Source organism: Bradyrhizobium sp. WSM1253 (genome assembly GCF_000244935.1).
GTDB lineage: Bacteria > Pseudomonadota > Alphaproteobacteria > Rhizobiales > Xanthobacteraceae > Bradyrhizobium > Bradyrhizobium canariense.
This window is the reverse complement of sequence record NZ_JH600073.1, coordinates 3,250,749-3,275,937: the sequence shown is the minus strand read 5'-3', so window position 1 is coordinate 3,275,937 and position 25,189 is coordinate 3,250,749. Positions and strand designations below refer to the sequence as shown.

The following is a 25,189-nucleotide window of genomic DNA, read 5'->3' as shown; positions in this document are numbered from 1 at the left end:
GCGGGATCGCGGCATACGCCGCGGTCCCGTTATTTGCCGGTCGTGGGTCGCACTTCGGTGACGTGGCCCATCTTGCGGCCGGGACGCGGCGCGCCCTTGCCGTAAATGTGCACGGTCGCGCCCGGCACGCTCAGCCAGTTCTCATACTCGTTGATCTCGTCGCCGATCAGATTGGTCATGGTGACGACTTCGCCGTGGCGCACGGGCTTGCCGAGAGGCCAGCCGGCAATGGCGCGAATGTGCTGCTCGAACTGCGAGACGGACGCACCGTCGAGCGTCCAGTGTCCGGAATTGTGCACGCGCGGAGCGATCTCGTTGACCAGCACCTTGGGTCGGGTGCCGTTGGCGAGCACGAACATCTCGACGGCAAGCACGCCGACATAATCGAGCGCGCCCGCGATCTTGCCGGCGATGCTGCGCGCTTCCTCGGCGAGCACATCCGGGATCCGCGCGGGCGCACGGGAGATCTTCAGGATGTGGTCGCGGTGCTCGTTTTCGGTGACGTCGAAACACTCGACCTGGCCTGTGGCCGAGCGGGCGGCGATCACGGAAATCTCACGCTCGTACGGCACGAAGGCTTCCAGGATGGCCGATTTGGTGGCGAGACTGGTCCACACTTTCGCGATGTCGTCGCCCTCGCGGATGATGGCCTGGCCCTTGCCGTCATAGCCGAAGCGACGGGTCTTCAGCACTGCCGGAAGGCCGATCCTGGCGATCGCCTCGCGCAATGACGGGACCGAGGTGACGTCGGCATAGGCCGCGGTGCCGATGCCGAGCCGGGTCACGAAATCCTTTTCGGCGAGTCGGTCCTGGGTGGTCTCGAGAATCTTGCGGTTGGGCAGCACCGGGCGGCGCGCATCCAGCACCATCGCGGCCGCGGACGGCACGTTCTCGAATTCGTAGGTGATGACGTCGACGTCGTTGGCGAACAGCTCGAGTGCTTCGACATCGGCGTATTCGGCGCAGGTCGCATTCAGGACGACGTCGAAGGCCGGTGAGTCCGGATCGGGCGAGAACACCTGGCAGCGCAGGCCGAGCCGTGCCGCCGCCATAGCCAGCATCCGCCCCAATTGTCCGCCGCCGAGGATGCCAATGGTGTCGCCGGGCTTCAGCTTCACCTGCTTTGCGTCAGTCACGCCTTGTCCTCCGGGCGCTCGGCCACGGCCTCGGTCTGCGCCTTGCGCCAAGCGGCGAGGCGGTCGGACAAGGCCGGGTCGGACAAGGCCAGCACGGCAGCCGCCAGCAGCGCCGCATTGATGGCGCCGGCCTTGCCGATCGCGAGGGTGCCGACCGGGATGCCCGCGGGCATCTGAACGATCGAATAGAGCGAATCGATGCCTTTGAGTGTCCTCGATTCGACGGGAACGCCGAACACGGGCAGTTCCGTCAGCGCCGCCGCCATGCCGGGCAGGTGGGCTGCGCCGCCCGCGCCGGCGATGATGACCTTGTAACCAGCCGCCTTGGCGCCCTTGGCGAACGTAAACAGCCGGTCGGGGGTGCGGTGGGCTGAAACGATGCGGGTGTCGGCGGCAACGCCGAGTCCTGCGAGCGTGTCGGCGGCATGCCGCATCGTGTCCCAGTCCGACTGGCTTCCCATGATGATGGCGATCGGCGCGGTCATGACGTGAATTGTGCTCGAAAAACAGGAAGATAGGCCAGATTAGCGGTTCCGGCCGGTGGCTCGCAAGGCGGTGGCAAGGAGAAGGGAATGCACTATCCTGTCTTGGTGAATCCCCGCAAGCCTTCATTGAGCAGGATGCCCATGAAGAAACCAAAAAGGGCGAGCGCTGCGAAGGCCAAAAAGGGCCCGAAAACCAGCGCCGCTCGCTCCAAAGTTGCTCCTAAGCGTCCGGTCAAGCGTCCGACCAGACCGTCGCGACGCGGAGCGTCTGCCGATGACGGCGCCAAAGCGGTCATCAAGACGGCCATCAACGCGACCATCCGTGACCTCCGGAGCAAGCTGAAGGGGGCGCTGCGGCGAGTCGCGGAGCTCGAGGCGGCCGCCGACACCGACTTCCTGCTCGAAATTCCGAACCGGCGCGGCTTCGAACGCGAACTCGGACGCGCCGTCGCCTACATGAAGCGCTACCGCGCCAGCGGCGCGCTGATCGTGCTCGACGTCGATCGGCTGAAGCCGATCAACGATTCCTTCGGCCATGCGGCCGGCGACGAGGTGCTGAAGGCGATTGCCACCACGCTGACGCGGCAGATCCGCGCCTCCGACGTGGTCGGCCGGCTCGGCGGCGACGAGTTCGCGCTGCTGCTCTGGAATCTCAGCGAGACCGACGCCAAGGCGAAGGCCGCGGCCTTCGAGCAGGCTGTCGACGAATTGTCCTTTGTCTTTCGCGGCCAGCACGTGAGCGCGGGCGCTTCCGCCGGCGTGGCCCTGCTCGGGGTACAGTCCGACGCCGCGCGCGCCCTGGAAGAGGCCGATGCCGCGATGTATGTGCGCAAGGCGCACCGGCGGCACGAGCCGCGCATCAGGCTCGTCAGCAGCTAGTTAAAGCGTGCCGAGGTCCTTCGGTACGTTGCCAAAGCTGCGAAGCAGTTTGGCGTCGCCGAATTCGCCGGTCATGGGATCGCCGCTGCGGCTGAACGCGACGGCGCCGGTGTGGCCGGCGCCGTGCGACATAACCTCGGCGCGCCGTAACGCGGCCGCCGCGGTCTGGCATTCCTCGGCCGCACCTGCGACCGGCGATCCGTCCTCGTCGGTCAGGAAAGGTAATGCAACGTAATAGGTGACATCGGACATGGTCGGCTCCGATAGCTGACAGCTCAGGCTGCGCTGCTCTTGCTCCGCATCTTGCTGCGTGAGGTCTCCGGAATGCAGCCGGCGGAAATGGCCGCCTGCAATTCCTCCAGCTCGGCCTCCAGATATTCATTGGCCATGATCAGCGCCTTGATGGTGCTGCGCAGATTGCCGTCGCACATCGCGATCGCCTGATCGCAGGCTTGTTCATAATGGCTGTTGTCGAGAAGGGCGGTTGCCGACATCTGCGTTTTCCTTGGACGGTTTTCCTGGGGGCGTTGGTGCGCAAATGTTCTTATTTTGTTCCTTTCGAGTCAAGCGGATTCGCGTGCGGCGAGCTGCCGTAAAGCTCTCCTCCTGTGGATCAGGCGATGATGTCGGGCGTGATCTGGTCTTCGATGAACGCGATACGGTCACGCAACAACAGCTTGCGTTTCTTCAACCGCTGTAACCGCAACAGGTCGGGCGCGGGCGATTGATGCAGTGCATCGATCGCCACATCGAGATCTCGGTGTTCCTGGTGCAACCGGGCGAGCTCGGATTCGAGTTCGCGCGCATCTTCATTGGTCATGTCTGCGGTGGCCGAAAAACCGATAGGCGTGAGATTAAGGCTGTGGATGCCCTGTGGAAACTATCGTCCTTGCGCGCCGTGATCGCAAGCGATCTCGGGCTGTCCTGCGCCGATCTCCCGCGAGATATTTCTGCCGGTCGCTGCGGCGTTGCGCAAGCGCATTGATATCACGGATTTTTCCCGCGTGGTTCCCTTACTCACGCTTCGTTACATATGAATTTTTAAAAATGACACTGCGACGACTGATATCCATCGACAGAACGAATCGGTGATGTACACTTCCTCGTCCGGTCGAATCCAAGGTTCACCCCTACCGAGGAGGTTTCGAATGACAATTCAGGCACATCTGGTTGAATTGGAGCGGAAGCATAAAACTCTCGAAAACGAATTGCACGAAGCTCTCGTGCACCTTTCAACAGACGACCTGCAAATTGTTGAGTTGAAGCGCCGGAAGTTGATGGTCAAGGACCAGATCGAGCGTCTCAGGCACGGCGACACGCTCCACTAGCAACCCCCGTAACAGCGTAGAGTTGATCGCACCCTTTCAGGCAGGGATGGGAGTCTTTGCGCTCATCCCTGCTGCAAGGCGCGCACCGTGCAAGGATTTGTGCGGCTCTAGCTTCTTGTCTGGACGCGGTTCTTTACGCGCAACTGGAATCCACTTCGCTTTAAACCGCTAGACATTTGCGAGCTCGGCGACGTGATCCGCGATCGCAAGCGATGACGTCAACCCGGGCGACTCGATGCCGAACAGGTTGATCAGGCCTTCGACGCCGTGATCGCGCGGGCCCTGCATCAAGAAATCCTGCGTGGCCACCGCCGGCGGCACGATCTTCGGGCGGATGCCCGAATAGCTCGGCATTAGCGCGCCGTCAGGCAGCGTCGGCCAGTATTTGCGGATCGCCGGATAGAAGCGCTCGGCGCGTGATGGGTCGACCTCATAATTGATCGTCTCGATCCATTCGACGTCGGGGCCGAAACGTGCCTGCCCGGCCATGTCCAGCGTCAGATGCACCCCTAGCCCGCCGGGCTCGGGCACCGGATAGATCAGGCGCGAGAACGGCGCCCTGGCATTGCAGCTGAAGTAGTTTCCCTTGGCGAGGTAGGCCGTCGGGATCCGTTCCAGCGGCATGCCCTCGATGTTGCGCGCCACCGTGGTCGCCGAGAGCCCGGCGGCGTTGACGAGGAGGCTGCATTGCAGCGTCATCGGCGCTTCGCCGCCCGCCTCGATTTCAATGACGCCGGCGGTGGCCTTGGCACGGATCAGCGGGGTGTGAAACGCGAAGGCCGCGCCCGCGTCCTCGGCTTCGCCGCGCAGCGAGAGCATGTAGGCGTGGCTGTCTATGATGCCAGTCGACGGCGACAGCAGCGCGGCGTCGCAGGCGAGCGCCGGCTCAAGCGCACATGCCGCATCGCCCGTGAGCAACTGCATGTCGAGCACGCCGTTGGCCTCGGCATGCGCCTTGATCGATTGCAGCTTCTCGGTCTCTTTCGGATTGGTCGCGACGATCAGCTTGCCGCTATTCCTGTGCGGGATGCCGCGCTCGGAACAGTAACGGTAAAGCGCGTGCTTGCCGTCGACGCACATGCGCGCCATCCAGCTTCCGGCGCGATAGTAGATGCCGGCATGGATCACCTCGCTGTTGCGCGAGGAGGTGATGGTGCCGATGGCCTCGGCTTCCTCGAGCACGATCACCTCGCGCCCGGCTTGCGCCAGCTTGCGAGCCACCGCGAGCCCGATCACGCCGGCTCCGACGACGACGCAGTCGACCCTATCCATGGTAGTGCAGGACGTCCGCTCGAAGCGACGATGGCCTCACGCCTGGGACCGGCGGCGCGGGGGCGTTTTCCGTTAACGAAGCATTTATCATGTCAGGGCAATTGCCGTATTTGATGCCACATTTTTTCGTTGCGCGTACAGGCGTTTACCCGATCCAAACCCGCGAGGCCAGACAATCCGACGTTGAAATCGCGGGTGGCTGATGGCTGAGAAGAACTGGCACGCGGGCAGCGCGCTTCCGATTGCGGTGCAGGCCGTCGTGTGCCTGGCCGCAGCGGTGACGCCTGCGCGCGCCTTTGCCCTCTCCGACAGCTTCACTCCTCCGAGCTATCTCGGCCACCTCGATCCCAACGTGATCTGGGAAGCCCTGATCGCGGGCATCGTGATCTGCTCGTTCCTCGTCGCGATCGCGCTGTGGATCCATTCCTCGCTGCGCCGGACCAAGCGTCTGCAGCTGCGGCGCAATGCCTTCGTCTCCTCCGCGATGAACAATCTCAACCAGGGCGTGGTGATGACGGATGCGCAGCGGCGCATCATCTTCTGCAACGACCGCTATCTCGAGATTTACGGCCTGGCGCGGTCGGATCTCTGGGCCGACATGAATGGCTACGAACTCCTTGAGCTGCGACGCAAGCGCGGTGTGCTCGGGGGCGCCTCCAACGACGAGTTCTATGAGAAGGCGGCAAGCACCAACGGCTTGATCACCGAACTGCCGGACGGGCGGGCCATCCTGGTGAAATATTTCGTGCTGCCCAATGGCGGCTCGGTGACGACGCATCTGGACGTCAGCGAGCAGCGCAGGCTGTCGCGGCAGCTCGCCTCCACCAAGCAGTTCCTGGAAACATTGCTGGACCACGTGCCGGCCTGCGTGGCCGCGAAGAACATCGAGGATGGTCGCTACATCTTCGCCAACAGCGCTTATGAGCGGTTCTGGGGGTTCTCGCGCGACCATGTCGTCGGCAAGACCGCGCGCGAGCTGTTTGCGCCTGTCTCGGCGGACAGCATCGAGGCGACCGACCGGGCGGCACTCGATTCGCAGGACGGCCAGTTTCGCAACGAATTCGAGGTCGACCGCGCCGGTGAGCGGCGCATGGTTGCCTCGATCCGGATCGTGGTCCGCAACGAGAGCAACAAGCCCGAATTCCTGATGCTCGTGTTCGAGGACATCACCGATCGCCGCTCGCTGTCGAAGGAGCTGGAGAGCACGAAGAAGTTCCTGGAGCTCGTGGTCGACAACATCCCGGTGGCCCTGATCGTCGAGCAGGTCAAGGACGGCCGCTACCTGCTCGCCAACCGCAGCGCGGAGACGATCCTCAACCGCAGGCGCGAGGAAGCCACGGGCCTGACCGCGTCCGACATCTTCAATCCCAAGGAAGCCAAGCTGATCATCGCGCGCGACGAAGCCGCGATCAAGAAGCGCGGGATGATCACCGAAGAGCACCCGATCTCCACCAAGGACGGGCTGCGGCTGTTTCTCACCCGCCGCGCTACCGTGCTGAGCGACACCGGCGAGCCGCAATATCTGATCAAGACCCACGAGGACGTCACCGATCGCCGGCAGACCGAGTCGCGCATGGCGCACATGGCCTATCACGACGGCCTCACCGATTTGCCGAACCGTGCCGCTTTCCTGCAGGCGTTGACCCAGATGATCGAGGCCTGCGAGGGCACCGGCGAGGAGTTCGCGGTTCTGTGCGTCGATCTCGACGGCCTCAAGGAGGTCAATGACGTCTTCGGTCATGCGCACGGCGACAAGCTCCTGGTCGAGGTGGCCCAGCGGCTCCAGGACTCCGCGCGCGGCGGCGTGGTGGCGCGCCTGTCTGGCGACGAGTTCGGCCTGATCATCGACGGCAAGCAGCCGGAGGCAGGTCTCGCGCTGGCGCAGCAGATCGGTGATGCCGTCGCCAAGGAATTCCAGATCGACGGCCGCCCGGTCCGTGCCGGCGTCACCACCGGCATGTCGATCTTCCCGCACAACGGCGCCGACGCCGCCTCGCTGCTCGCCAACGCCGGCGCGGCGCTGTTCCGCGCCAAGCAGAAATCGCGCGGCACGATCAGCCTGTTCCAGCCGGAGATGGACCAGCAGATCCGCGATCGCCGCGTGCTGCACCAGGATCTCTCGATGGCGATCAAGAACGGCGAGCTCTCGCTCGCCTTCCAGCCGCAGGGAGCAGCGGGCCACAGCGTCGCCGAGAGCGAGATCATCGGCTTCGAGGCGCTGGCGCGCTGGCAGCATCCGGTGCGCGGCCAGGTCTCCCCGGCCGAATTCATCCCGATCGCGGAGGAAAGCGGCCTGATCGTCGAGATGGGCGAGTGGATCCTGCGCGAGGCCTGCCGCGAAGCCGCGTCCTGGCCGACGCCGCTTCAGATCGCGGTCAACCTGTCGCCGGCGCAGTTCATGCACGGCGACGTGGTCGGGCTCGTCCATTCCATCCTGCTCGAGACGGGTCTTGCCCCCGGCCGGCTCGAGCTCGAGATCACCGAGGGGGTGCTGATCGAGGACTTCGATCGCGGCCTTGCGCTGCTGCGCCGGCTCAAGGCGCTCGGCGTGCGCATTTCCATGGACGATTTCGGCAGCGGTTATTCATCGCTGAGCTATCTCCAGGCGTTCCCGTTCGACAAGATCAAGATCGACCGCGCCTTCATCATCAATCTCGGCCGCAACCCGCAATCGGCAGCGATCGTGCGCGCGGTGATCGATCTCGGGCATGGCCTGGAAATGTCGATCGTCGCCGAGGGCGTCGAGACGCTGGAACAGCTTGCCTTCCTCGCCGCGGAAGGCTGTGACGGCGTGCAGGGCTATCTGCTCGGCAAGCCCCTGCCGATCGGGAAATATGCCGGCCTCGTCGGTCGCGCCGAAGTCATGGAGCTTGCGCTCAAGACCGGCTAAAGCGGTTTCGAGCGAAGTGGCTGCCGGTTCGCGTCAAGAAAACGCGCCAAACTCAAATCTAGAGCCCCGTTCCGATTTCATCGGAACGGAAATGGCTCTAGTGAGGGTGGGCGTTTCTTTCGCTCCCATTCGACGGCTTTATGGCGGATTACGATTTTGCGATCATCGGTGGCGGCCTGAACGGTGTCAGCCTCGCGCGCGATGCCGCCGGCCGCGGCCTGCGGGTCATCCTGTTGGAGCAGGGCGATCTCGGCGGCGCGGCGTCCTCGGCAACACCGCGGCTGATCCACGGCGATCTCTCGGTCCTGGAACGGCGCGGCTTCCGACGGGTGCGCCGAGCGTTGGCCGAGCGCCGGACCTGGCTGCGGATCGCGCCGCATCTGGTTCGGCCGATGCGCTTCGTGATCCCGGCGCATTCCGACGAGCGCCCACCATGGCTGCTGCGCGTTGGCCTATTCCTCTACGACAGCCTCACCGGCCGGAGCGGCCTGCCTGCAACGGCGACCCTCGACATCACGCATCATCCGGTCGGCAACGCGCTGAAACGACCGTTCGGCACGGCCTTCGAATATTCGGACTGCGTCGTCGACGATTCCCGACTGGTGGTGCTCACGGCACTGGATGCGGCCGAGCGCGGCGCCGTGATTCGGACTGGAGCGCGCTGTGTGCGTGCCGATCGAACCGATACATGGCGGCTCGCGGTGGTCGACCGCGGCCATCGTCGCACGATCACGGCCCGGGCACTGGCCAACGCCACCGGCGGCTGGACGTCGATGGTCGCCGAGACCGTGCTGCGGCAGCCGCAACCCGCCATGGTGGCGACGCAGATGAGCCAGATCATCGTCCCGCGGTTGTTTGATTCCGATAACGTCTACGTCTTCCAGAACAGCGATGGCCGGCTGATCTTCGCGAGTCCTATCGAGCGCGATTTCACCCTGATCGGAACAGTAACGCACGATTTCACCGGCGATCCCGCGATCGTCGCGATGCCGGGGGCCGATGTCGGCTATCTCTGCGAAGCGGCGAGCCGCTATTTCCGCGAGCGCGTTGCCCCGACCGACGTGGTGCGCGCGGTCTCCGGCGTCAACCTGACGCTGGCGTCCGCGCGCCGGCGTGACGGCACGACGCTGTTCGACGCGCGGCGGCGCAAGGCGCCGCTGATCACGATGTTCGGCGGTGACGTCACCACCTCGCGCCTGCGGGCGGAGCGCGCGGTGACGAAGTTGACGCCGTTCTATCCGATGTCGCCGCCCTGGACCGCCGGCGCGGCGCTGCCCGGCGGAGATTTTGCCTGGGACCGTTTCGACACCGAGGTCGATCTTGCGCGCGACCGTTGGCGCTTTCTGTCGGAGACGCAGGCCCAACGCCTCGTCGCGGCCTATGGCTCGCGGCTATCGGTCGTGCTTGCCGAGGCGAAGACCCGGGACGATCTCGGCGCCGCCTTCGGTCCCGAGCTGACGGGCGCCGAGGTGCGCTATCTCATGACCCACGAATGGGCGCGTTTTCCCGAGGACATCCTGTGGCGCCGCTCCAAGCTCGGCCTGACGATGTCCGCACAGGAATGCGATGCGCTGGCTGCGTTCATGGCGAATGCGTGAACGAACCGCCTCTAATTGGTTGAGTGAGGGACGATCGGCCGCTAGCGTGCGGCGGGATTGGGGTTGGCAGGGACCATGACTGACGAGTTGCCCGGAACAGACGCGGCTGCGGCTGCGGTTGGAGAGACGCAGTTCGCGGCCGGCGAGCCGCTGCTGCGCATCGAGGGCGTCGCCAAGTCGTTCGGGACGTTCCGGGCCGTCGACGGCGTGTCGCTCGACATCAAGGCCGGCGAGTTCTTTGCACTGCTCGGGCCCAGCGGCTGCGGCAAGACCACGCTTCTGCGCATGCTCGCCGGTTTCGAAGCGCCGGATCAAGGGCGCATCCTGCTCGGCGGCAAGGACATCGCGCAGGCGCTGCCGCATGAGCGGCCGATCAACATGATGTTCCAGAACTACGCGCTGTTTCCGCACCTGTCGGTGCGCGACAACATCGCCTTCGGCCTGAAGCGCGCCGGCATGGCGCGCGCCGACATCGCCACGCGCGTTGCGGAGATGGTCGCGCTGGTGAAGCTCGAAGGGCTCGAGAAGCGCAAGCCCGATCAGCTCTCCGGTGGCCAGCGCCAGCGCGTGGCGTTGGCGCGCGCACTGGCGCGACGCCCGCAGCTGCTTCTGCTCGACGAGCCGCTCGCAGCGCTGGACAAGAAGCTGCGCGAAAACACCCAAGGCGAGCTGATGGAGCTTCAGCGCCGGCTTGGCATGACCTTCATCATCGTCACGCACGACCAGGAAGAGGCGATGACGATGGCGAGCCGGATCGGTGTGATGAGGGACGGCAAGCTCGCGCAGGTCGCCAGCCCGCGCGAGCTCTACGAGGCGCCACGCTCGCGCTGGATCGCGGAGTTTGTCGGTGACGTCAACCTGTTCGACGCCGAGTCCAAATTGCGCGACGGTCATCGTCTGGTCATCGGCACGCGCGATGCGGGCGCGCTGGTGGTGGCGGAGCCGCGCGAGCCGTTCGGCGAGGGCAGATTATCGGTTGCGATCCGCCCCGAGAAGGTCAAGCTGTCGCGCCGCGGTCCGGTGCGGGAAGCCGGTCATGAAACGGCGATCAACCAGCTGGACGGCGTGATCGCCGACATCTGCTATCTCGGCGGCACCACCACTTACAAGGTGAAGCTGGACGCCGGCGGGATGCTGCAGGCTTCGGTCGCCAACAGCGCGCGCCTCGATGTCGACGCCTACAGCCTGAACCAGCCTGTCGTCGCCTGGTTCACGCCCGACGACTGCGTGGTGCTGCCGTCATGAGCGCGCGCCGCATTTTTGCGCGACCCGCTCGCCTTGCCGCGATCGCGCCCTATGTCTGGATGGTGCTGTTCTTCCTGGTGCCGTTCGGCTTCGTGCTGAAGATCAGCCTGTCGCAGACGGCGATCGCGCAGCCGCCTTACGAGCCGGTGTTCGACCTGATGGCGGGATGGGGGGCGCTGAAGGCCGCCTTTGCTGCGCTGTCGATCGACAATTTCAGGCTGCTCGTCTCCGACGATATTTACGTGTTCGCCTATGTGCGTAGCCTCACCGTCGCCGTCACCGCGACCGCGCTGTTGCTCCTGATCGGTTATCCCATCGCCTACGGCATGGCGCGGCTGCCGACGCGCTGGCAGGCCGTGGCGATGGTGCTGGTGATCGTGCCGTTCTGGACCTCGTTCCTGATCCGCATCTATGCCTGGATCAACATTCTCCAGCATGACGGCCTGCTCAACCAGATCCTGCTTGCGTTGCATCTCGTCAGCCAGCCGGTGGTGTGGCTCTCCACCGACAACGCGATGTATATCGGCATCGTCTATTCCTACCTGCCGTTCATGATCCTGCCGCTCTATGCCACGCTCGCCAAAATGGAGCCGGTGCTGGAGGAGGCCGCCTCCGATCTCGGCGCACCGCGCTGGCAGGTGTTCTGGCTCGTCACCTTCCCGCTGTCGCTGCCCGGCGTCGGCGCCGGCGTGCTGCTGTGCTTCATCCCCATCGTCGGCGAGTTCGTCATTCCGGATCTCCTGGCCGGCTCCAATGCGCTGATGATCGGTCAGACCCTGTGGCTCGAATTCTTCACCAACAAGGACTGGCCGGTCGCCTCCGCCGCGGCCATCGTGTTGTTGGTGGTGCTGCTGGTCCCGCTGCTGCTGTACGAACGGCTGCAGAAGCGGCAGCTGGAACAGGGGCGGTGAGGCGATGCGCAAGGTCTCCCGCCTGTCCCGCTTCAACGTCGTCTCGCTCGCGCTGGGTCTGGCTTTCCTCTATCTGCCGATCCTGATCCTCGTGATCTATTCCTTCAACGCCTCGCGGCTGGTGACGGTGTGGGGTGGCTGGTCGCTGCGCTGGTATCACGAGTTCTTCAATGACCGCGCCATGATCGAGGCGGCCTGGATGAGCCTGCGCGTCGCGGTTTCGTCGGCGACCATTGCGACCCTGATCGGCACGCTCGCCGCCGTGGCGCTGTCGCGCGGCGAGCGGTTTCGCGGCCGCACCCTGTTCTCCGGCATGCTCTATGCGCCGCTGGTGATGCCGGAGGTGATCACCGGATTGTCGCTGCTGCTGCTGTTCGTGGCGCTGAACGCCGAGCGCGGCTTCTGGACGGTGACGATCGCCCACACCACGCTGACGATGTGCTTCGTCGCCGTCGTCGTGCAGTCCCGCCTCGGCTCGCTCGACCGTTCATTAGAAGAGGCCGCGATGGACCTCGGCTGCGACCCCGTGCGGGCGTTCGTGGCCGTGACGCTGCCGCTGATTGCGCCCGCGATCGTCGCGGGCTGGATGCTCGCCTTCACGCTGTCGCTGGACGATCTCGTGATCGCGAGCTTCACCACCGGCCCGGGCTCCGCGACGCTGCCGATCCGGATCTATTCAGAGGTACGGCTGGGAGTGAAGCCCGAGATCAACGCGATCTGCACGCTGGTGATCGCCTTGATCGCGGTCGTCATCGTGATCGCCTCGCTCGCCTCGAAATTGTCGAGCTCGCAGGGCGAAAGCGCGGCGCCGCTTTGAGAGGGGAGGCATTGTGATATTCACCTACCAGGTCCTCGTCCATACGCCGCTCTGGGTCTGGCCCTTGTTCGCCTATCTGGTCTGGCAGGGCATCAAGGCGATGCAGCCGCGCAGGACGCCGATCTGGCGCGCGCTGATCGTGCCGGCCGTGTTCATCGTTTGGGGCGTCTCACGGATCGGCTTTGGACATCACGACGGCACATGGCCGCTGATCGCCTGGATCGCGGCGGCACTGGCGCTACTGCCGCTCGGCGTCCTGACGCCGCGTCCGTTCGATGTCGATCACACGACCGGGGAGATCATTCGTCCCGGCAGCGCGTTTGCGCTGGTCCGCAACCTCGTCGTGTTCTCTCTGCAGTACACGGTTGGCGTGATCTCGGCGATCGATGCGGGCGATCGCGCGGTGGCCTTCATCGCCGGCCGCGCCATTTCGGGCGCGACCGCCGGCTATTTCATCGGCTCGACGGTCGCGCTTCTGATCGCATATCGCAGCAAGCGCGCGGCCGATGTTTAGGACTTCACCGCACCCGCCGTGAGCCCGCCCACCATGTAGCGGCGGAAGGCGTAGTAGATGGCGGCCGGCGGCAGCGCGTAGATGAAGCCGGTCGTCATCAACAGCTCCCACGGCGAGTCGTCGGCGGCGAGGAAGTTGCCGAGCGCGACAGGGAGGGTGATCTCGCGATCGTTTGAGAGCAGCAGGAACGCGTAGAGATATTCGTTCCAAGCGAGCAGCACCGCATAGGTGCCGATCGCGACCAGCGAGGGCATCATCAGCGGCAAGTAGACCAGGCGGAAGATCTGGAGAGTCGTCGCGCCGTCCATCACCGCGGCCTCGTCCAGCTCGACCGGCAGCTTGTCGGAGGCCTGCTTGAGCACCCAGATCGCATAAGGGCTCGCGATCGTCACCATGGCCAGGATCAGCGACCAATGATTGTTGAGCAGGCCGTAATTGCCCATGGTGCGATACATCGGCACCGCGAGGAACGCTGCCGGGATGAAATAGGTGAACAGCGCGAGGTTCATCACGATGCGCCCGCCGGGCACGCGCAACCGCGAGATCGAGAACGCAGCCGCGGTTGCGATGACGAGCGTGAGCACGCCGACGGCTGCCGCGATCACCAGCGAATTCCAGAACTGCACGTAGAAGTCCCGCAGGAAGTAATGCTGCTGCTTGAACACGATTTCGAAGTTGTGCAGCGTCGGATGATCCGGCCACAGCTTGCCCGAGAACGCGTCCTCCTTCGGCGAGATCGCGAACAGGAACATGTGATAGATCGGTATCATCGTCCAGAGCAGGACGGGAATGCCGATCAGGAGCAGCCGCGCCTCGGTCGCGACGTCACGGAGAGAGGGAAGCTTCATCGCGACAACCGTTTCATCATGAAGTACATCAGCGGCAGGACGAACGGTATCGCGCAGACGATGGAGGCCATCGCGAGCGAGAGCTGGTCGAGCCGGAGATAGCGGATGCCGAGTGTCGACAACACGTGCGTGAGGTCGGCCGGGCCGCCGCCGGTGAGCAGATAGACGCTGTTGAAGTCGCCGAGCGTCCAGATCATCGAGAGCAGCGTGCAGGTGATGTAGAGCATCTGCAGCGACGGCCAGGTGATGTAACGGAATTTCTGCCACCAGCTGGCGCCGTCGACCTCGGCGGCCTCGAACAGATCTTGCGCGATCGCAAGCCGTCCGGTCATCAGGATCAGCGTCCAGAACGGCAGCGATTTCCAGATGTGGACGCCGATTGCCATGGTCAGCGCCACGGTCGGGTCGTTCAGCCAGTTCGGGCCGTCATCACCGGTCAAGTTGAAGATGAGGTGGTTGACCATGCCCCATTCGGGGTTGAACATGAAGCGCACCGACAGGATGGTCGGAATTGACGGCACTGCCCAGGGCAGGATGAAGACCACCGAGAGCCATTTGATCCAGGTGCGCTGCTGCGCGAAGAAGCCGGACAAAAACAGCGCGATCAGCATCTTGATGTTGATGCCGATGACCAGGAAGATCAGCGTGTTGACGGCGGCGCGCGCGAAGATCGGGTCGTTATAGAGCGCGACATAATTCGACGGGGCCCGCGCCAGCCATAGCCCGTAACAGACGGGGTAGACGACGAAGGCAAGGAAAACGAGCAAATAGGGTGCGAGCAGCACGATGCCCCAGATTTGCGTCGGGGTCAGCCGCGACGACAAGGGCGGTGCGGGGATCGACTGATCACCAGAGAGCGTAATCGCCATTCTTTTTGGACTCTTCAAAGAGTTGCCGGCCGCGAAACGCGGCCGGTACTGTTCTTATACCTTCACCCGCTGGGCGGGGCGAGGGGATGATGACTTAACCCGCGACCTGCTTGATGCGGGCGATCAGTTCGTCGACGGCCTTGTCGACCGGAACCTTCTCGCTCACCACCCGGTTCATCGCCTTGGCCCACACGTTCTCGTTGTTGAGAATCGTGAACTTCCAGTTCTTGGTGAAATCGAACGGCGCGGTGCCGCCCGTGAACTGGGCGTACACCGCCTTGCGGTGCTTGTCGGCCTGCCAGAACGGGCTGGCCTGGCTTTCCTTCGTCACCGGGAACCAGCGGCCGAGCGCGCCCTCGATATAGGGGCGAACGTTCTCTTCCTGGAGCAGGAAGCTGATGAACTGCTTGGCCTCGGCCTTGTTCTTGGCAACGCTGAAGACCAGCCCGGTCTTGACGTCGGAGCGGTAGCGGATGGTCGACCCATCCGGCGCCTTGGGGAAGGACGCCGTGATGATGTCCTGCTCATAAGCCTTCTTGCCGGCGTCGCGCTGCTCTTGCGTGAGCGCCTGGTTCTGCGAGTCCTCATACCACTTAGCCGCGATCGAGATCGTGAAGTTGTGGGTCATCACGATGGTCTTGTTGTGGAACGCGACGTTGTTGTCCGGATCCTTCCAGGTCGTGGAGGACGGTGGCGTGCAGCCCTTGATATAAGTGTCGGTGTAGTCCTTCATGGCCTTGATCAGGTTCTCGCGGACCGTGGGATCGTCGACCGTGAGCTTGCCGTCGTCGTCGACCAGCTTGACGTGGTAGGCATCCATGAAGGTGTAGAACGACTGGAAGGCGTCGGTGGATTCTACGCCCATCGGCTGGCCGACGGCGTAGATGCGCTGGCCAGTGGCTTTGCGGATTCCCGGTTGCACCTTGTCGCACCAGAACGTCCAGTACCCCGCCCAGTCGGTCGGAATGTCGCTCTGCTTGAAGCCGGCCTTCTCCAGCATGTCGTTCCAGATCTGGACGTGCATGCTCTGCTGCTTCAGCGGGAAGCCGTAATAGGCCTTCTTCTTGGTGACGTCGTTATAGAGGATCGAGGCGTCCAGCGTGTTCTGCACGAACCGGCCCTTGATCGGCTCCATGACGTCGGTGAGATCCTCGAGCTTGCCCTCGTAGGCCCACTTGCCCTGGGCCTGCACGTCATAAGAGTCGGAATAGGCGACGTCGGGCACGGTGCCGGCATCGAGCGCGGCGACCGTCTTCGGAATCATGTCCTGGATCGCGTACTGCGACAATTCGACCTTGATTCCGGTCTTGGCTTCGAACTTCTTGATCGTCTCGAGCAGCGCGTCGTCTTCGGAGCGGTAGAAGCCCTTGCCCCACCAGACCGTAATCGTCTTCTGCTGCGCAAATGCGGGTGCAGCGGCTGCAAGCAGCCCGGCCGCAGCGACCGCCAGTGATACTGCGCCAATAACCTTGGATTTCACGTTTTTCTCCCTCAAACGGCCGGTGTTTTTAACCGGTCGTATAAAACACTAGCGCATGGCCGCTATCCGATCTAGCGGCTTCTTGTCAGACATAGGTCGTGGGGTGTCGGGCGAGAGGAGATGCTTAATGTGCGGCATCGATCCAATCGCCGCATCAATTCGCCCTGATCAATTCGCGTGAGGTCTCAGGGCCCGAGCTGACATGCAAATACGCCAAACTGTCTCTTTAGCGGGTCCGACGGCTGGCATTGAAGGCCTTCGATCGGCTGTCCCCTGCGGTCGATCGGACACCAAGAGGCGTCGGTACTGGTCCAGTTGATGCCACGATCAAAAAACGTCGGTGCATCGAATCTCGCCTCGATCACCATTTTTCCTTCCACATTCATGAAGCCCCAATGCCCGCCCGATTGGGCCGGGACCAAGCCATCCTCGAGGCGAATGCCCATCCGTCCCTCTCGCGGTTTGATTAGCCAGGAGCCATGGGCATCAAGGATGCCGCGTTTACCCCCCTCGAATGCCATGGCCATATCAGGCCTGATGTGGCAGATGCGTTCGAAAGGCTGCTTGGTGATCCATGCACCGGTCGAGGCATCGATGATGCCGTTCCTGTCGTCCAGCCGCGCTAGAACCGAACCATTCGGCAAGCCTGGAGAGATCGCATCGAGCGTGGGTTCTATGGCCCAGGTGATGTCAGTTCTCAACAATCCGAATTTGTCCCCAAAACCGGCGACAGCAAGAGAGCCGACGAAAGGGCCGGCACGGTCAAACCGCTGTGCCGTCATCGGCGTGAGATCGGCTGCCGCATAGGCAAATTTACCGCTGATCTTGAGGATATAAGGTCCGTCGCAGGTCACCGGCCTCGATAGCTCACCCTCCTGCGGCTCGATCGACTTGCCATTCTCATCAAGAATTCGCGGCTGCCTGTCGATCTCCCCGACAATGCGTCCATTGGCGCATCGCCCGACCGAAAAATCGAATAGGGGCGGGACAATGAGCTTGGCGTTTTCATCGAGATAGCCATGCTTCTTCTCGTTCTGAATGTCCCACGACCATGGCGCAGTCCCCTTCAGAGATATGTTTTCGTATTGGGGCTGGACGACCCATTCGCCGGTGCGATCTACCAGGCCCCATCGGCCGTTCAGGCGGGCTGGGGTAAATTTCGCGCCGTGTACAAATTGATGGACGTTCTCGAATTTCGGCTCGATCTTGAGGCGTCCCGCGCGATCAATGAAACCCCAATGGTCATCGACCTTTGCGGGGGCCATCCCATCAACAAACGAACCAAGCTGCTGGAATTTTGGTTCGATCTCCCAGCTTCCGTCGGGACGTATCACACCCCATCCTGAATCGACCCTCGCCAGCATGAGCGCCGTACCTTCGGTGTCAAAAGGCAGGATCGCGTTGGGAGACGGCGGAACAAGCCAGGCGCCGGAGCGGTCCACGAGGCCCCATTTGCCTGTCGCAGTGACCGCTCTGCTGTCGGCGATCGCGCCGACGAACTCGAAAATCCCATGGCTGAACTGCTCCGTGCCCGCGATGCCTCCTGACGTGGTCCGGCCCTCGGTGGCAAAGAAGACCTTCTCGGTGAAGGGAATGACGTAGCCAAACTTCGGCTCGAGCGCGGTGTTGCCGTCGAGGTCGATCAGACCGGATCGGCCGCCGACGTCGATCTGCGCAAATCCGTGCGAGAAGCGATCTGCAATCGGATATTGCGGCTTTGCGATCACATGACCGCTTGTGTCGACATAGCCATAGCGACCATTCGATCGCACCAGCGCGCGCCCTTCATGGAAGGTATCGACCCAATCGTATTCGGCCGGCACAGCAAGCGTGCCGTCGCGGTTCACCGCGCCGCAAAGCCCATCAGGAAATCCGCACGAGGGCAGTGGGAACGAAGGGGGCAGGCCGAAGCCGTTTGTGCCCCTGTTGGCACGAGCCACCGCGGCGTCGAAAATGACCTTCCCGGCAGGAAGGAGAAGAGCGGAGGGGCGATCAACAGACTCCGGTCGTGAAACGTCTTGCGCATGCGAGGCGCTCGCGACGGTGACCAGCGCGAGTGCCGCAATAACGGCGGCCACCCGGCATCTTCCAAAGCTTCCCATTGGGCGATGTCTCCTCCTGCTTCAACCTCAGGTATGAGACCATCGTGGCGAAATACGGACGGCTCTTATGCGTTGGCGGAGGCGTTCCGCGTCCGCGATCCGCTCAGGACTAGTTCGACTTCGCGCCTTCCTTGGCGTTCTCCGCCGTCGGCGCTTCGGCGGGTGCGGGACGTTTTCCGGTGCCGGTGATGCGCTCGATCGCGGAGCGCACCGCGTCGCCCGGCTTGCGGTCTTTCAGCATGTCGAGCAGGGGCGCAGAGGCCGGCGAGCGGCGGATCAGGCTTTCCGGATCGGGGAAGACGAGGGGGTCGTCCCAGGGGCCCTGCACCACGAAGGGCAATTCGAACCCCGACGCGCTGTTGAGGCTGGCCACGCCCTTCATGTCGTATTCGCGGGTCGGCACCGAGGCGGTGCCGGTCATCGTGATCTTCGCCGCCGGTCCTTCGACGCGGATGTCCTCGGCGGTGGCGATGCCGTCGGAGAACTTCACCGCGATGGTGAGATTGTCGTAAGGGGTCGAGCCGTTGCGGAAATTGCCGCCGCCGGACAGCGGCCGCCGCTCGAGCCGCTTCAGGAGCTGCTCGGCATTGAAGCCCGCGATCGCGCCATCATGCCCGGTCACGGTGGCGCTGCCGTCGAGCGACTGTACGAGGCCGAACGGGCTCGAGCCGGACGCGACGAGCGAGACGTTGATGTTGCCGCGCCCGGACAGCTTGTTGATACCGAACAGCTCGGAGGCGCAGGCCTGAAGGTCGACGTCGGTGAACTGGAATTGCGCCTTGATGTCGGCCACGGTGTCGGAGCGCGCGATGCCGAACGAGCCCTTGGCGATGCCGCCATAGACCTGGGCCTCGCCGACCGAGAGCGCCAGCGTGCCGTTGCGCAGATTCGCGCCGATCGCGGTGCGGCCGAGTTTCGACGCCCCGACCGTCAGCTTGGCGGCCGACAGGCGCATGTCGAGGTCGGTGGTCGACAAGGCGTTGAGATCGAACAGCTGCCTGTTCCAGTCGCGCGCGCCGCTCGCGAGCAGGCGGAAGGTCGAGATATAGGGTGTGAAGTCGAGCGCGTCAGCTGCGAGCGTCGCCTGCAGCGTCTGCCGGCCGTTATTGGCGTAGGTCATCACGCCCTCAGCGGTGTTGCCGTCGAGCTCGACATTGACATTGGTGAGCGCGATCGACGCGCCGACGACATTGGCCCGCGCCTTCAACGCGAAGCGGCCGAAGCCGCCGCTGGCGGGCTGCGGCTGGCCGGTCCAGCGTAGCGCGTTGCGCAAGGACGGGCTGTCGATGGTGAGCGTGCCCTCCATCATCGGGCTGGTGCGGTTGGCGACGCTGCCGTCGAAGGCGAGCTTGAGCGGTGCGCTCGCGATTCGCGCCTTCAACCCCGAGCGCTCGCCGGAGAGCGCGGCGACGAAATCGGCAAAGCTGATCGAGCCGTCGACCCGTTCGCCGCGCCAGTCGAATTGTCCGGTCGCAGCGAAGGAGCGCGAGATCGAGGGCCAGGCCAGCGAGAGGTCGATGTCCTCGAACTTCTCGGTGCCGTGCATGGCGGCGTCCTCGTAATCGAGCACGCCGTCCTGGATCCGGATCTCGGAGAACGACACTTGATTCTCGGCGCCGGGCTTCATGGTGCGCGCGATGGTCTGGATGAACGGCGTCCAGTTGCTTTCGCCGTCCGGCTTCAGGCTGACATGGATGCGCGGCCGCAGCAGCGTCAGGTCGGCGATCTCGAACCGTTGCAGCAGCAGCGGCAGCAGCCGCAGGTTCGCGGTGAGCACGTCGACATGGAGCGCGGGATCGCTGGTGCCGCCGCCCTTCAGGCCGACGTCATGGAAGGAGATGTAGCTTGCCGGCAGCACCGAAATGTCGATCGCGCCCGCGACATTGACCTCGAGCCCGGTGACGTCGCGGATCTGCGTTTCCACCGCCTTGCGCAGCGCGTCGCGGTTGATGAGCCATGAGGTCGCGATCAGGGCGATCAGCGCCACGCCGAGCAGCGCCGCGATCGGCGTCCCGAGGCGCTTCATTCCTTGGGCCATGGTCAATGGCATGTCCTGATCGAGTTGGTCGCTGGAGCCAGAAGGCGGGCCGGGAAACCTGCGCGCCCCACGCCCAAGACCTATTGTGTTAAGTGCCGCAACTTGATGGGTTTTCTTGTCGCTTTCAAGGCCGCGGGAACGGTTGCGCCCACGGCTTGGGCAGCTTCTATCACCCAGGGGTGGAGCGGAGAACCCCGTATCATTGACGGCTTCGGACGATTTCGCCTAATAATCGCCGCCACTAAGGCGCGACGCCTGCAAGCCGAAGGTTCACTCGAAGGTAATTTGCATGAACAAGGTCTATCCCGACGCCAAGTCGGCTCTCGAGGGTGTTCTGAAAGACGGCATGATGATCATGTCGGGCGGCTTCGGCCTTTGCGGCATCGCCGAGACGCTGTCGGACGCGATCCGCGACTCCGGCGTCAAGGACCTGACGGTGGTCTCAAACAATGCCGGCGTCGACGGCATTGGCCTCAGCCGCCTGCTCGAAACCCGTCAGATCAAGAAAATGATCTCGTCCTATGTCGGCGAGAACAAGCTGTTCGCCCAGCAATTCCTCGCCGGCGAGCTGGAACTCGAATTCAATCCGCAGGGCACGCTGGCCGAGCGCATCCGCGCCGGCGGTGCCGGCATTCCGGCCTTCTACACCAAGACCGGCGTCGGCACGCTGATCGCCGAAGGCAAGGAAGTGAAGGAATTCGACGGGCAGAAATACCTGATGGAGCGCGGCCTGTTCGCCGACCTCGCCATCGTCCACGCCTGGAAGGGCGACACCGCAGGTAACCTCATCTACCGCAAGACCGCGCGCAACTTTAACCCGATGATGGCGACGGCCGCCAAGGTCACGGTGGCCGAGGTCGAGCATCTGGTTCCGGCCGGCGAACTCGATCCCGACCACATCCACACACCCGGTCTTTTCGTCAAGCGCATCGTCGAGGTCGGAACGGCCAAGAAGCGCATCGAATTCCGCAACACCCGCCCGCGCACGGCAGCTTGAGATCAGGAGACTAAGATGGCCTGGACCCGTGAACAGATGGCTGCGCGCGCCGCGAAGGAACTGCGTGACGGCTATTACGTCAATCTCGGCATCGGCATCCCGACGCTGGTCTCGAATTACATCCCCGACGGCATGGACGTCAGCCTTCAGAGCGAGAACGGCATGCTCGGCATGGGCCCGTTCCCCTATGAGGGTGAAGAGGACGCCGATCTCATCAACGCCGGCAAGCAGACCGTCAGCGAGCTGCCGTCGACCTCGTACTTCTCGAGCGCGGATTCCTTCGGCATGATCCGTGGCGGCCACATGGATCTGTCGATCCTCGGCGCCATGCAGGTGGCCCAGAACGGCGATCTCGCCAACTGGATGATCCCCGGCAAGATGGTCAAGGGCATGGGCGGCGCGATGGATCTCGTCGCCGGCGTCAAGCGCGTGGTCGTGGTGATGGAGCATTCGGCCAAGGACGGTCCAAAGCTCCTGAAGCAATGCAATTTGCCGCTGACCGGCGAGCGCGTGGTCGACATGGTCGTGACCGACCTGGCCGTCTTCACCATCGACAAGCACGGCAGCGGCGGCATGGCGCTGATCGAGCTCGCCGACGGCGTCTCGCTCGACGAGGTCAAGGCCAAGACCGAAGCCGAATTCCGCGTCGCGCTGAAGAACACGTAAGGTTTTCGCGAAGGGGCGCGCATGACGATACGGTCTGCGCGTCCCGAAGACGCCGATTTCATCGCACAAACCATCCTGTCATCGCAGCGCGGCTACCGGCCGCGCGGCTGGTTCGACGTTGCGCTCGGTTGGCCTGAAACACAGTGCCGCGCTTTCATCGCGCGCGTCGCAGTCGCCCGCGCAGTGTCGATGTGGCACGTCTCGCAATTTCTGGTCGCCGAGATCGATGGCAAGCCTGCTGCCGCCTTGTGCGCGCTACCGGCGGCCGGCACGGGACCAGCGGCTTGGCGTGCGATCGAAGAAGTCGCAGCCGCGTCCGGGCTCGCCCCGGCAGAGCTGGAGGCCATTCGTCAACGCGCCGGCTACACGCGCGCCTGCTGGGTTCAGGGCGGCGAGGGCGATTGGATGATCGAGTATGTCGCGACTGATCCCGCCTATCGCGGCCGCGGCCTGGTGCAGTCACTGATCGCGCATGCGCTGGAGAAGGGGCGGGCAGCTGGATTTGCCCGGGCGACGATATCGTTCCTGATCGGCAACGAGCCCGCCGAGCGCGCTTATGCCAAGGCCGGCTTCGTCCTTGCCGAGGAGAAGCGCGATCCTGCCTTCGAGGCGATCATCGGTGCGCCGGGCTTTCGCATGTTCGTGCGGGCGATCTGAGCACGCCGCGCGTGCAGTGACGGTTGAGCGCCGGGCGCGCGCCGCAATTTCGTCATTGCGAGGAGCTCTTGCGACGAAGCAATCCAGACTGTCTCCGCAGAAAGATTCTGGATTGCTTCCGCCTTCGCCGAGGCTTCGGCGGACAAGTCGCTGCGCTCGCAATGACCGAATATGAGGCGCCGGCGTCGATCTTCCCTCGCGTTTAGATCCGCTACGACCTCGCTGCCCACGTCTTGCTCCACCGCGCCGACACGCTTGCGACCCAGGACGTTTCCTCTCGAACCAGGCGGAAGCCGAGATTGGCGGGAGGGACGCCCTGTGCGCAGCCGCCCGCGCGGGCGTCGCGGATGAAATCGGTGACATAGGCGCGGTGCGCGCCTTCGGCGACGCGCACACCGCAGTTCACGGTGGGACGGCCGGCATTGCCGGCTGCGTCGATCCGCGAGCGCACGAAGCAGGTCGAGGTCCACTCCCAGACATTGCCGGCGAGATCTTCGATGCTGTGCTCGTTCACACCGAACCTGCCAAACGGATAGGTCGTCGTGTCGAAGAGGTCGCGTTCGGATTCACGTTCATAGCGGCCGATCCAGCGCTTCGATGGATCTGTTGCGTCCACCGGAAGGCCGTCATCCCTGAATCGGGAGCCGGCCGCAAAGGCCCATTCCACGTCGCTCGGCAGGCGGTAACTGTGACCGGTCTTGCGCGAGAGCCAACCCGCATAAGCCTCGGCATCATGCCAGCTCACCTGCACCGCGGGTCGATCGGAGGCGATTGCCACGCCGCGATCAAGCGCGCGGCAAGCGCCCTCCTGCACGCAAATCTGATAGTCGGATGACGAGACCTGATGCCGCATGATGTACAGCGGCCTCTCGAAGCGCATCGCGCGCAGCGGCGCTTCCGCCTGCTGCCCGGCACGCGTGAAATCGCCGGCCTCGCGATAGGACAGGCTGCCTGGCGCGACCCTGACGATGGCGGGCTCCGTCGCAGCGCCGTGGGTCCCGATCTCCGACACGAGCGGCGCCACCGCGATCGGCCCTGCAAGCCCGGCGGCGCAGGCGAGCAGCAGTTTCAACTTGAATGCGATCAGCATGGTCGTTCCCCAAGGAAAAGGGGCCGGTCATTCACCGGCCCCTCGTCGCGTCTAGTTGGTGTTGGGGGCCGGGATATCGGCAGGGGCCTTCACCTGCGTCATCAAATCGTCGTTCCACTTGCCTTCGACCTTGAAGTGCGCGGTGGCGCCGAGGTCGGCGGCTTCGATCAGATTGTGCGTGACATAGGCGTAGATGCCGGGCTGCATGAACTTGTACAGCGCAGCTCCCGCCGAGCCGCCGCGGATGAACCACGTCTCAAGCCCGGTCTCCGGCGCGTTGGAGAACTTGCCGGTCTCCCAGACATAGTCGCCATGGCCGCCGATCAGATGCGGACGGCTGTCGCGATTGGCCTGCGAATGCACGATCAGCACGTTCTCGCCGACATTGGCGGTCAGCGCATTCTTGCCGGTGAGCGCGCCGACCTTGCCGTTGAACACGACATGAGAGGGGATCAGCTTCTTCATCACCTCTTCGGTGTCGGTGAAGGCTTCGCCCGGCGATTCATAGGACTTGAAATTGCCCTTGTCGTCGCGCGGCACGTACATGTCCTGCTCTCCGACATAGTAGATCTTGTCGTATTTCAGTGCGTGGCCCTTGCCGTCGTTGAGGCCGTCGCGCGGCAGCACCATCACGGCGCCGTTCATGCCGGAGACGACGTGCCAGGGGATCATCGGGCCGCCCGGTGCGCAATGGTAGACGAACACGCCGGTTTTGGTTGCCTTCCAGCGCAAGACGACCTGCTCGCCGGGATTGACCAGCGTGAGCGCGCCGCCGCCGAGCGCGCCGGTCGCGGAATGGAAGTCGATGTTGTGCGGCATGGAATTGGTTGCGGGATTGACCAGCGTCGTTTCGACGTAGTCGCCCTCGTGCACGACCATCATCGGACCCGGCATCGACCCGTTGAAGGTCATCGCCTGGAAGGTGGTGCCCTTCTCGTCGATGACGACCTTCTTCTCCTCGATCGTGAGTCGGAACTCTACGATCTTGGGACCCTGCTTGGTCGCTTGCTCATGCGCGTGCACGAACGGCGGAGCGACCAGCTCGACCTTCTGGCGCGGCAGTTTGAGATCATCGGCAGCCAAGGCGGGTGTCGCCAGCATCAGGGCGGTTGCGGCGGCGCTGATCAATGCGGCTCGGCGGGTGAACATCGGAAGCATCCTTCATCTGAAATGGTTTTGATGACGGAATGCAGTGTGCGCCGATCGCGGCAAGTGTGTTTGTGCTGCGACAAGCTTTTGCCGAATTCGCCTCCGGTAAAATCCTTAGGAGTTTGTCGAAGATCGCATCGGCGATACGAAATACGTGACGACTCGCGACGTCAGTCGCGTCGGCCGCAAATCGTTCGCATGTTCAGCTGCGTTTATTG

Annotated in this window: 24 protein-coding genes; 11 read left to right on the top strand and 13 right to left on the bottom strand. The window is 63.8% G+C overall.

What is annotated here, in order from left to right; genetic code table 11:
• Positions 1-29 precede the first annotated feature (29 nt).
• Positions 30-1,136, bottom strand: coding sequence for a 5-(carboxyamino)imidazole ribonucleotide synthase (locus BRA1253DRAFT_RS16940; protein ID WP_007596261.1), 1,107 nt, complete (start codon positions 1,134-1,136; stop codon positions 30-32).
• The gene (gene purE, locus BRA1253DRAFT_RS16935; RefSeq protein ID WP_007596259.1) at positions 1,133-1,621 is read right to left on the bottom strand and encodes a 5-(carboxyamino)imidazole ribonucleotide mutase; all 489 of its coding nucleotides are present in this window, start codon (positions 1,619-1,621) and stop codon (positions 1,133-1,135) included. The genes BRA1253DRAFT_RS16940 and purE overlap by 4 nt, the downstream gene beginning before the upstream one ends.
• Before the next feature lie 141 nt (positions 1,622-1,762).
• Between purE and BRA1253DRAFT_RS16930 the strand changes: the two genes are divergently transcribed.
• Positions 1,763-2,500, top strand: a complete 738-nt coding sequence (locus tag BRA1253DRAFT_RS16930) for a GGDEF domain-containing protein (RefSeq protein ID WP_083869869.1) — start codon at positions 1,763-1,765, stop codon at positions 2,498-2,500.
• On the opposite strand, the gene BRA1253DRAFT_RS16925 is transcribed toward BRA1253DRAFT_RS16930, so the two are convergent.
• From BRA1253DRAFT_RS16925 to BRA1253DRAFT_RS16915, 3 genes are all read right to left on the bottom strand, one after another.
• Positions 2,501-2,752, bottom strand: coding sequence for a hypothetical protein (locus BRA1253DRAFT_RS16925; protein ID WP_007596257.1), 252 nt, complete (start codon positions 2,750-2,752; stop codon positions 2,501-2,503). It lies immediately after the preceding gene.
• Positions 2,753-2,775: 23 nt separating this feature from the next.
• Positions 2,776-2,994: a hypothetical protein gene (locus BRA1253DRAFT_RS16920; protein WP_007596256.1), complete on the bottom strand. Its 219-nt coding sequence runs from the start codon at positions 2,992-2,994 to the stop codon at positions 2,776-2,778.
• A 119-nt stretch (positions 2,995-3,113) separates the two neighbouring features.
• On the bottom strand, positions 3,114-3,320 hold the full coding sequence (locus BRA1253DRAFT_RS16915) for a YdcH family protein (protein WP_007596255.1): 207 nt from the start codon (positions 3,318-3,320) through the stop codon (positions 3,114-3,116).
• Between the two features lie 328 nt (positions 3,321-3,648).
• Between BRA1253DRAFT_RS16915 and BRA1253DRAFT_RS16910 the strand changes: the two genes are divergently transcribed.
• On the top strand, positions 3,649-3,828 hold the full coding sequence (locus BRA1253DRAFT_RS16910) for a YdcH family protein (RefSeq protein WP_007596254.1): 180 nt from the start codon (positions 3,649-3,651) through the stop codon (positions 3,826-3,828).
• Positions 3,829-3,996: 168 nt separating this feature from the next.
• Here BRA1253DRAFT_RS16910 and BRA1253DRAFT_RS16905 read toward each other — a convergent pair whose 3' ends face one another.
• On the bottom strand, positions 3,997-5,100 hold the full coding sequence (locus BRA1253DRAFT_RS16905) for an NAD(P)/FAD-dependent oxidoreductase (RefSeq protein WP_007596253.1): 1,104 nt from the start codon (positions 5,098-5,100) through the stop codon (positions 3,997-3,999).
• 202 nt (positions 5,101-5,302) lie between these two features.
• Here BRA1253DRAFT_RS16905 and BRA1253DRAFT_RS16900 point away from each other — a divergent pair, with 202 nt between their 5' ends.
• The 6 genes from BRA1253DRAFT_RS16900 to BRA1253DRAFT_RS16875 all read left to right on the top strand — a co-directional run bounded on the left by BRA1253DRAFT_RS16900 (position 5,303) and on the right by BRA1253DRAFT_RS16875 (position 13,075).
• Entirely contained in the window at positions 5,303-7,990 is a 2,688-nt protein-coding gene (locus BRA1253DRAFT_RS16900; RefSeq protein WP_007596252.1) for an EAL domain-containing protein, read from the top strand.
• Between the two features lie 140 nt (positions 7,991-8,130).
• Positions 8,131-9,588, top strand: coding sequence for a glycerol-3-phosphate dehydrogenase (locus tag BRA1253DRAFT_RS16895; RefSeq protein ID WP_007596251.1), 1,458 nt, complete (start codon positions 8,131-8,133; stop codon positions 9,586-9,588).
• Positions 9,589-9,663: 75 nt separating this feature from the next.
• Positions 9,664-10,833 carry an ABC transporter ATP-binding protein gene (locus BRA1253DRAFT_RS16890; protein ID WP_007596250.1) on the top strand — a complete coding sequence of 390 codons (1,170 nt, stop codon included), beginning with the start codon at positions 9,664-9,666 and terminating at the stop codon, positions 10,831-10,833.
• A complete protein-coding gene (locus tag BRA1253DRAFT_RS16885; protein ID WP_007596249.1) occupies positions 10,830-11,744 on the top strand; it encodes an ABC transporter permease in 915 nt (304 codons plus the stop codon). The genes BRA1253DRAFT_RS16890 and BRA1253DRAFT_RS16885 overlap by 4 nt, the downstream gene beginning before the upstream one ends.
• A gap of 4 nt (positions 11,745-11,748) precedes the next feature.
• Positions 11,749-12,561 (top strand): ABC transporter permease, encoded by an 813-nt coding sequence (locus BRA1253DRAFT_RS16880; RefSeq protein ID WP_007596248.1) that lies wholly within the window; start codon positions 11,749-11,751, stop codon positions 12,559-12,561.
• A 13-nt stretch (positions 12,562-12,574) separates the two neighbouring features.
• Entirely contained in the window at positions 12,575-13,075 is a 501-nt protein-coding gene (locus tag BRA1253DRAFT_RS16875; protein WP_007596247.1) for a DUF6622 family protein, read from the top strand.
• Here BRA1253DRAFT_RS16875 and BRA1253DRAFT_RS16870 read toward each other — a convergent pair.
• The 5 genes from BRA1253DRAFT_RS16870 to BRA1253DRAFT_RS16850 form a co-directional block, all read right to left on the bottom strand.
• Entirely contained in the window at positions 13,072-13,923 is an 852-nt protein-coding gene (locus BRA1253DRAFT_RS16870; protein WP_007596245.1) for a carbohydrate ABC transporter permease, read from the bottom strand. The two genes, BRA1253DRAFT_RS16875 and BRA1253DRAFT_RS16870, sit on opposite strands and share 4 nt — an antisense overlap.
• Positions 13,920-14,792, bottom strand: a complete 873-nt coding sequence (locus BRA1253DRAFT_RS16865) for a carbohydrate ABC transporter permease (protein WP_007596244.1) — start codon at positions 14,790-14,792, stop codon at positions 13,920-13,922. The genes BRA1253DRAFT_RS16870 and BRA1253DRAFT_RS16865 overlap by 4 nt, the downstream gene beginning before the upstream one ends.
• A gap of 94 nt (positions 14,793-14,886) precedes the next feature.
• The gene (locus tag BRA1253DRAFT_RS16860; protein ID WP_007596242.1) at positions 14,887-16,272 is read right to left on the bottom strand and encodes an ABC transporter substrate-binding protein; all 1,386 of its coding nucleotides are present in this window, start codon (positions 16,270-16,272) and stop codon (positions 14,887-14,889) included.
• Positions 16,273-16,457: 185 nt separating this feature from the next.
• Positions 16,458-18,350, bottom strand: a complete 1,893-nt coding sequence (locus tag BRA1253DRAFT_RS16855; protein WP_198288254.1) for a WG repeat-containing protein — start codon at positions 18,348-18,350, stop codon at positions 16,458-16,460.
• Between the two features lie 133 nt (positions 18,351-18,483).
• The gene (locus BRA1253DRAFT_RS16850) at positions 18,484-20,412 is read right to left on the bottom strand and encodes an AsmA family protein (protein ID WP_007596239.1); all 1,929 of its coding nucleotides are present in this window, start codon (positions 20,410-20,412) and stop codon (positions 18,484-18,486) included.
• A 289-nt stretch (positions 20,413-20,701) separates the two neighbouring features.
• Here BRA1253DRAFT_RS16850 and BRA1253DRAFT_RS16845 point away from each other — a divergent pair, with 289 nt between their 5' ends.
• Genes BRA1253DRAFT_RS16845 through BRA1253DRAFT_RS16835 form a run of 3 tightly spaced genes read left to right on the top strand, consistent with a single transcriptional unit; the run spans position 20,702 to position 22,732 of the window.
• Positions 20,702-21,409 carry a CoA transferase subunit A gene (locus BRA1253DRAFT_RS16845; protein WP_007596238.1) on the top strand — a complete coding sequence of 236 codons (708 nt, stop codon included), beginning with the start codon at positions 20,702-20,704 and terminating at the stop codon, positions 21,407-21,409.
• Between the two features lie 15 nt (positions 21,410-21,424).
• Positions 21,425-22,075 (top strand): CoA transferase subunit B, encoded by a 651-nt coding sequence (locus BRA1253DRAFT_RS16840; protein WP_007596236.1) that lies wholly within the window; start codon positions 21,425-21,427, stop codon positions 22,073-22,075.
• A gap of 21 nt (positions 22,076-22,096) precedes the next feature.
• Positions 22,097-22,732, top strand: coding sequence for a GNAT family N-acetyltransferase (locus tag BRA1253DRAFT_RS16835; protein WP_007596234.1), 636 nt, complete (start codon positions 22,097-22,099; stop codon positions 22,730-22,732).
• A 211-nt stretch (positions 22,733-22,943) separates the two neighbouring features.
• Here BRA1253DRAFT_RS16835 and BRA1253DRAFT_RS16830 read toward each other — a convergent pair whose 3' ends face one another.
• Both BRA1253DRAFT_RS16830 and nirK read right to left on the bottom strand, forming a co-directional pair.
• Positions 22,944-23,822, bottom strand: a complete 879-nt coding sequence (locus tag BRA1253DRAFT_RS16830; RefSeq protein WP_007596232.1) for an SUMF1/EgtB/PvdO family nonheme iron enzyme — start codon at positions 23,820-23,822, stop codon at positions 22,944-22,946.
• Between the two features lie 51 nt (positions 23,823-23,873).
• A complete protein-coding gene (gene nirK, locus BRA1253DRAFT_RS16825) occupies positions 23,874-24,971 on the bottom strand; it encodes a copper-containing nitrite reductase (protein ID WP_007596231.1) in 1,098 nt (365 codons plus the stop codon).
• Positions 24,972-25,189: the final 218 nt, after the last annotated feature.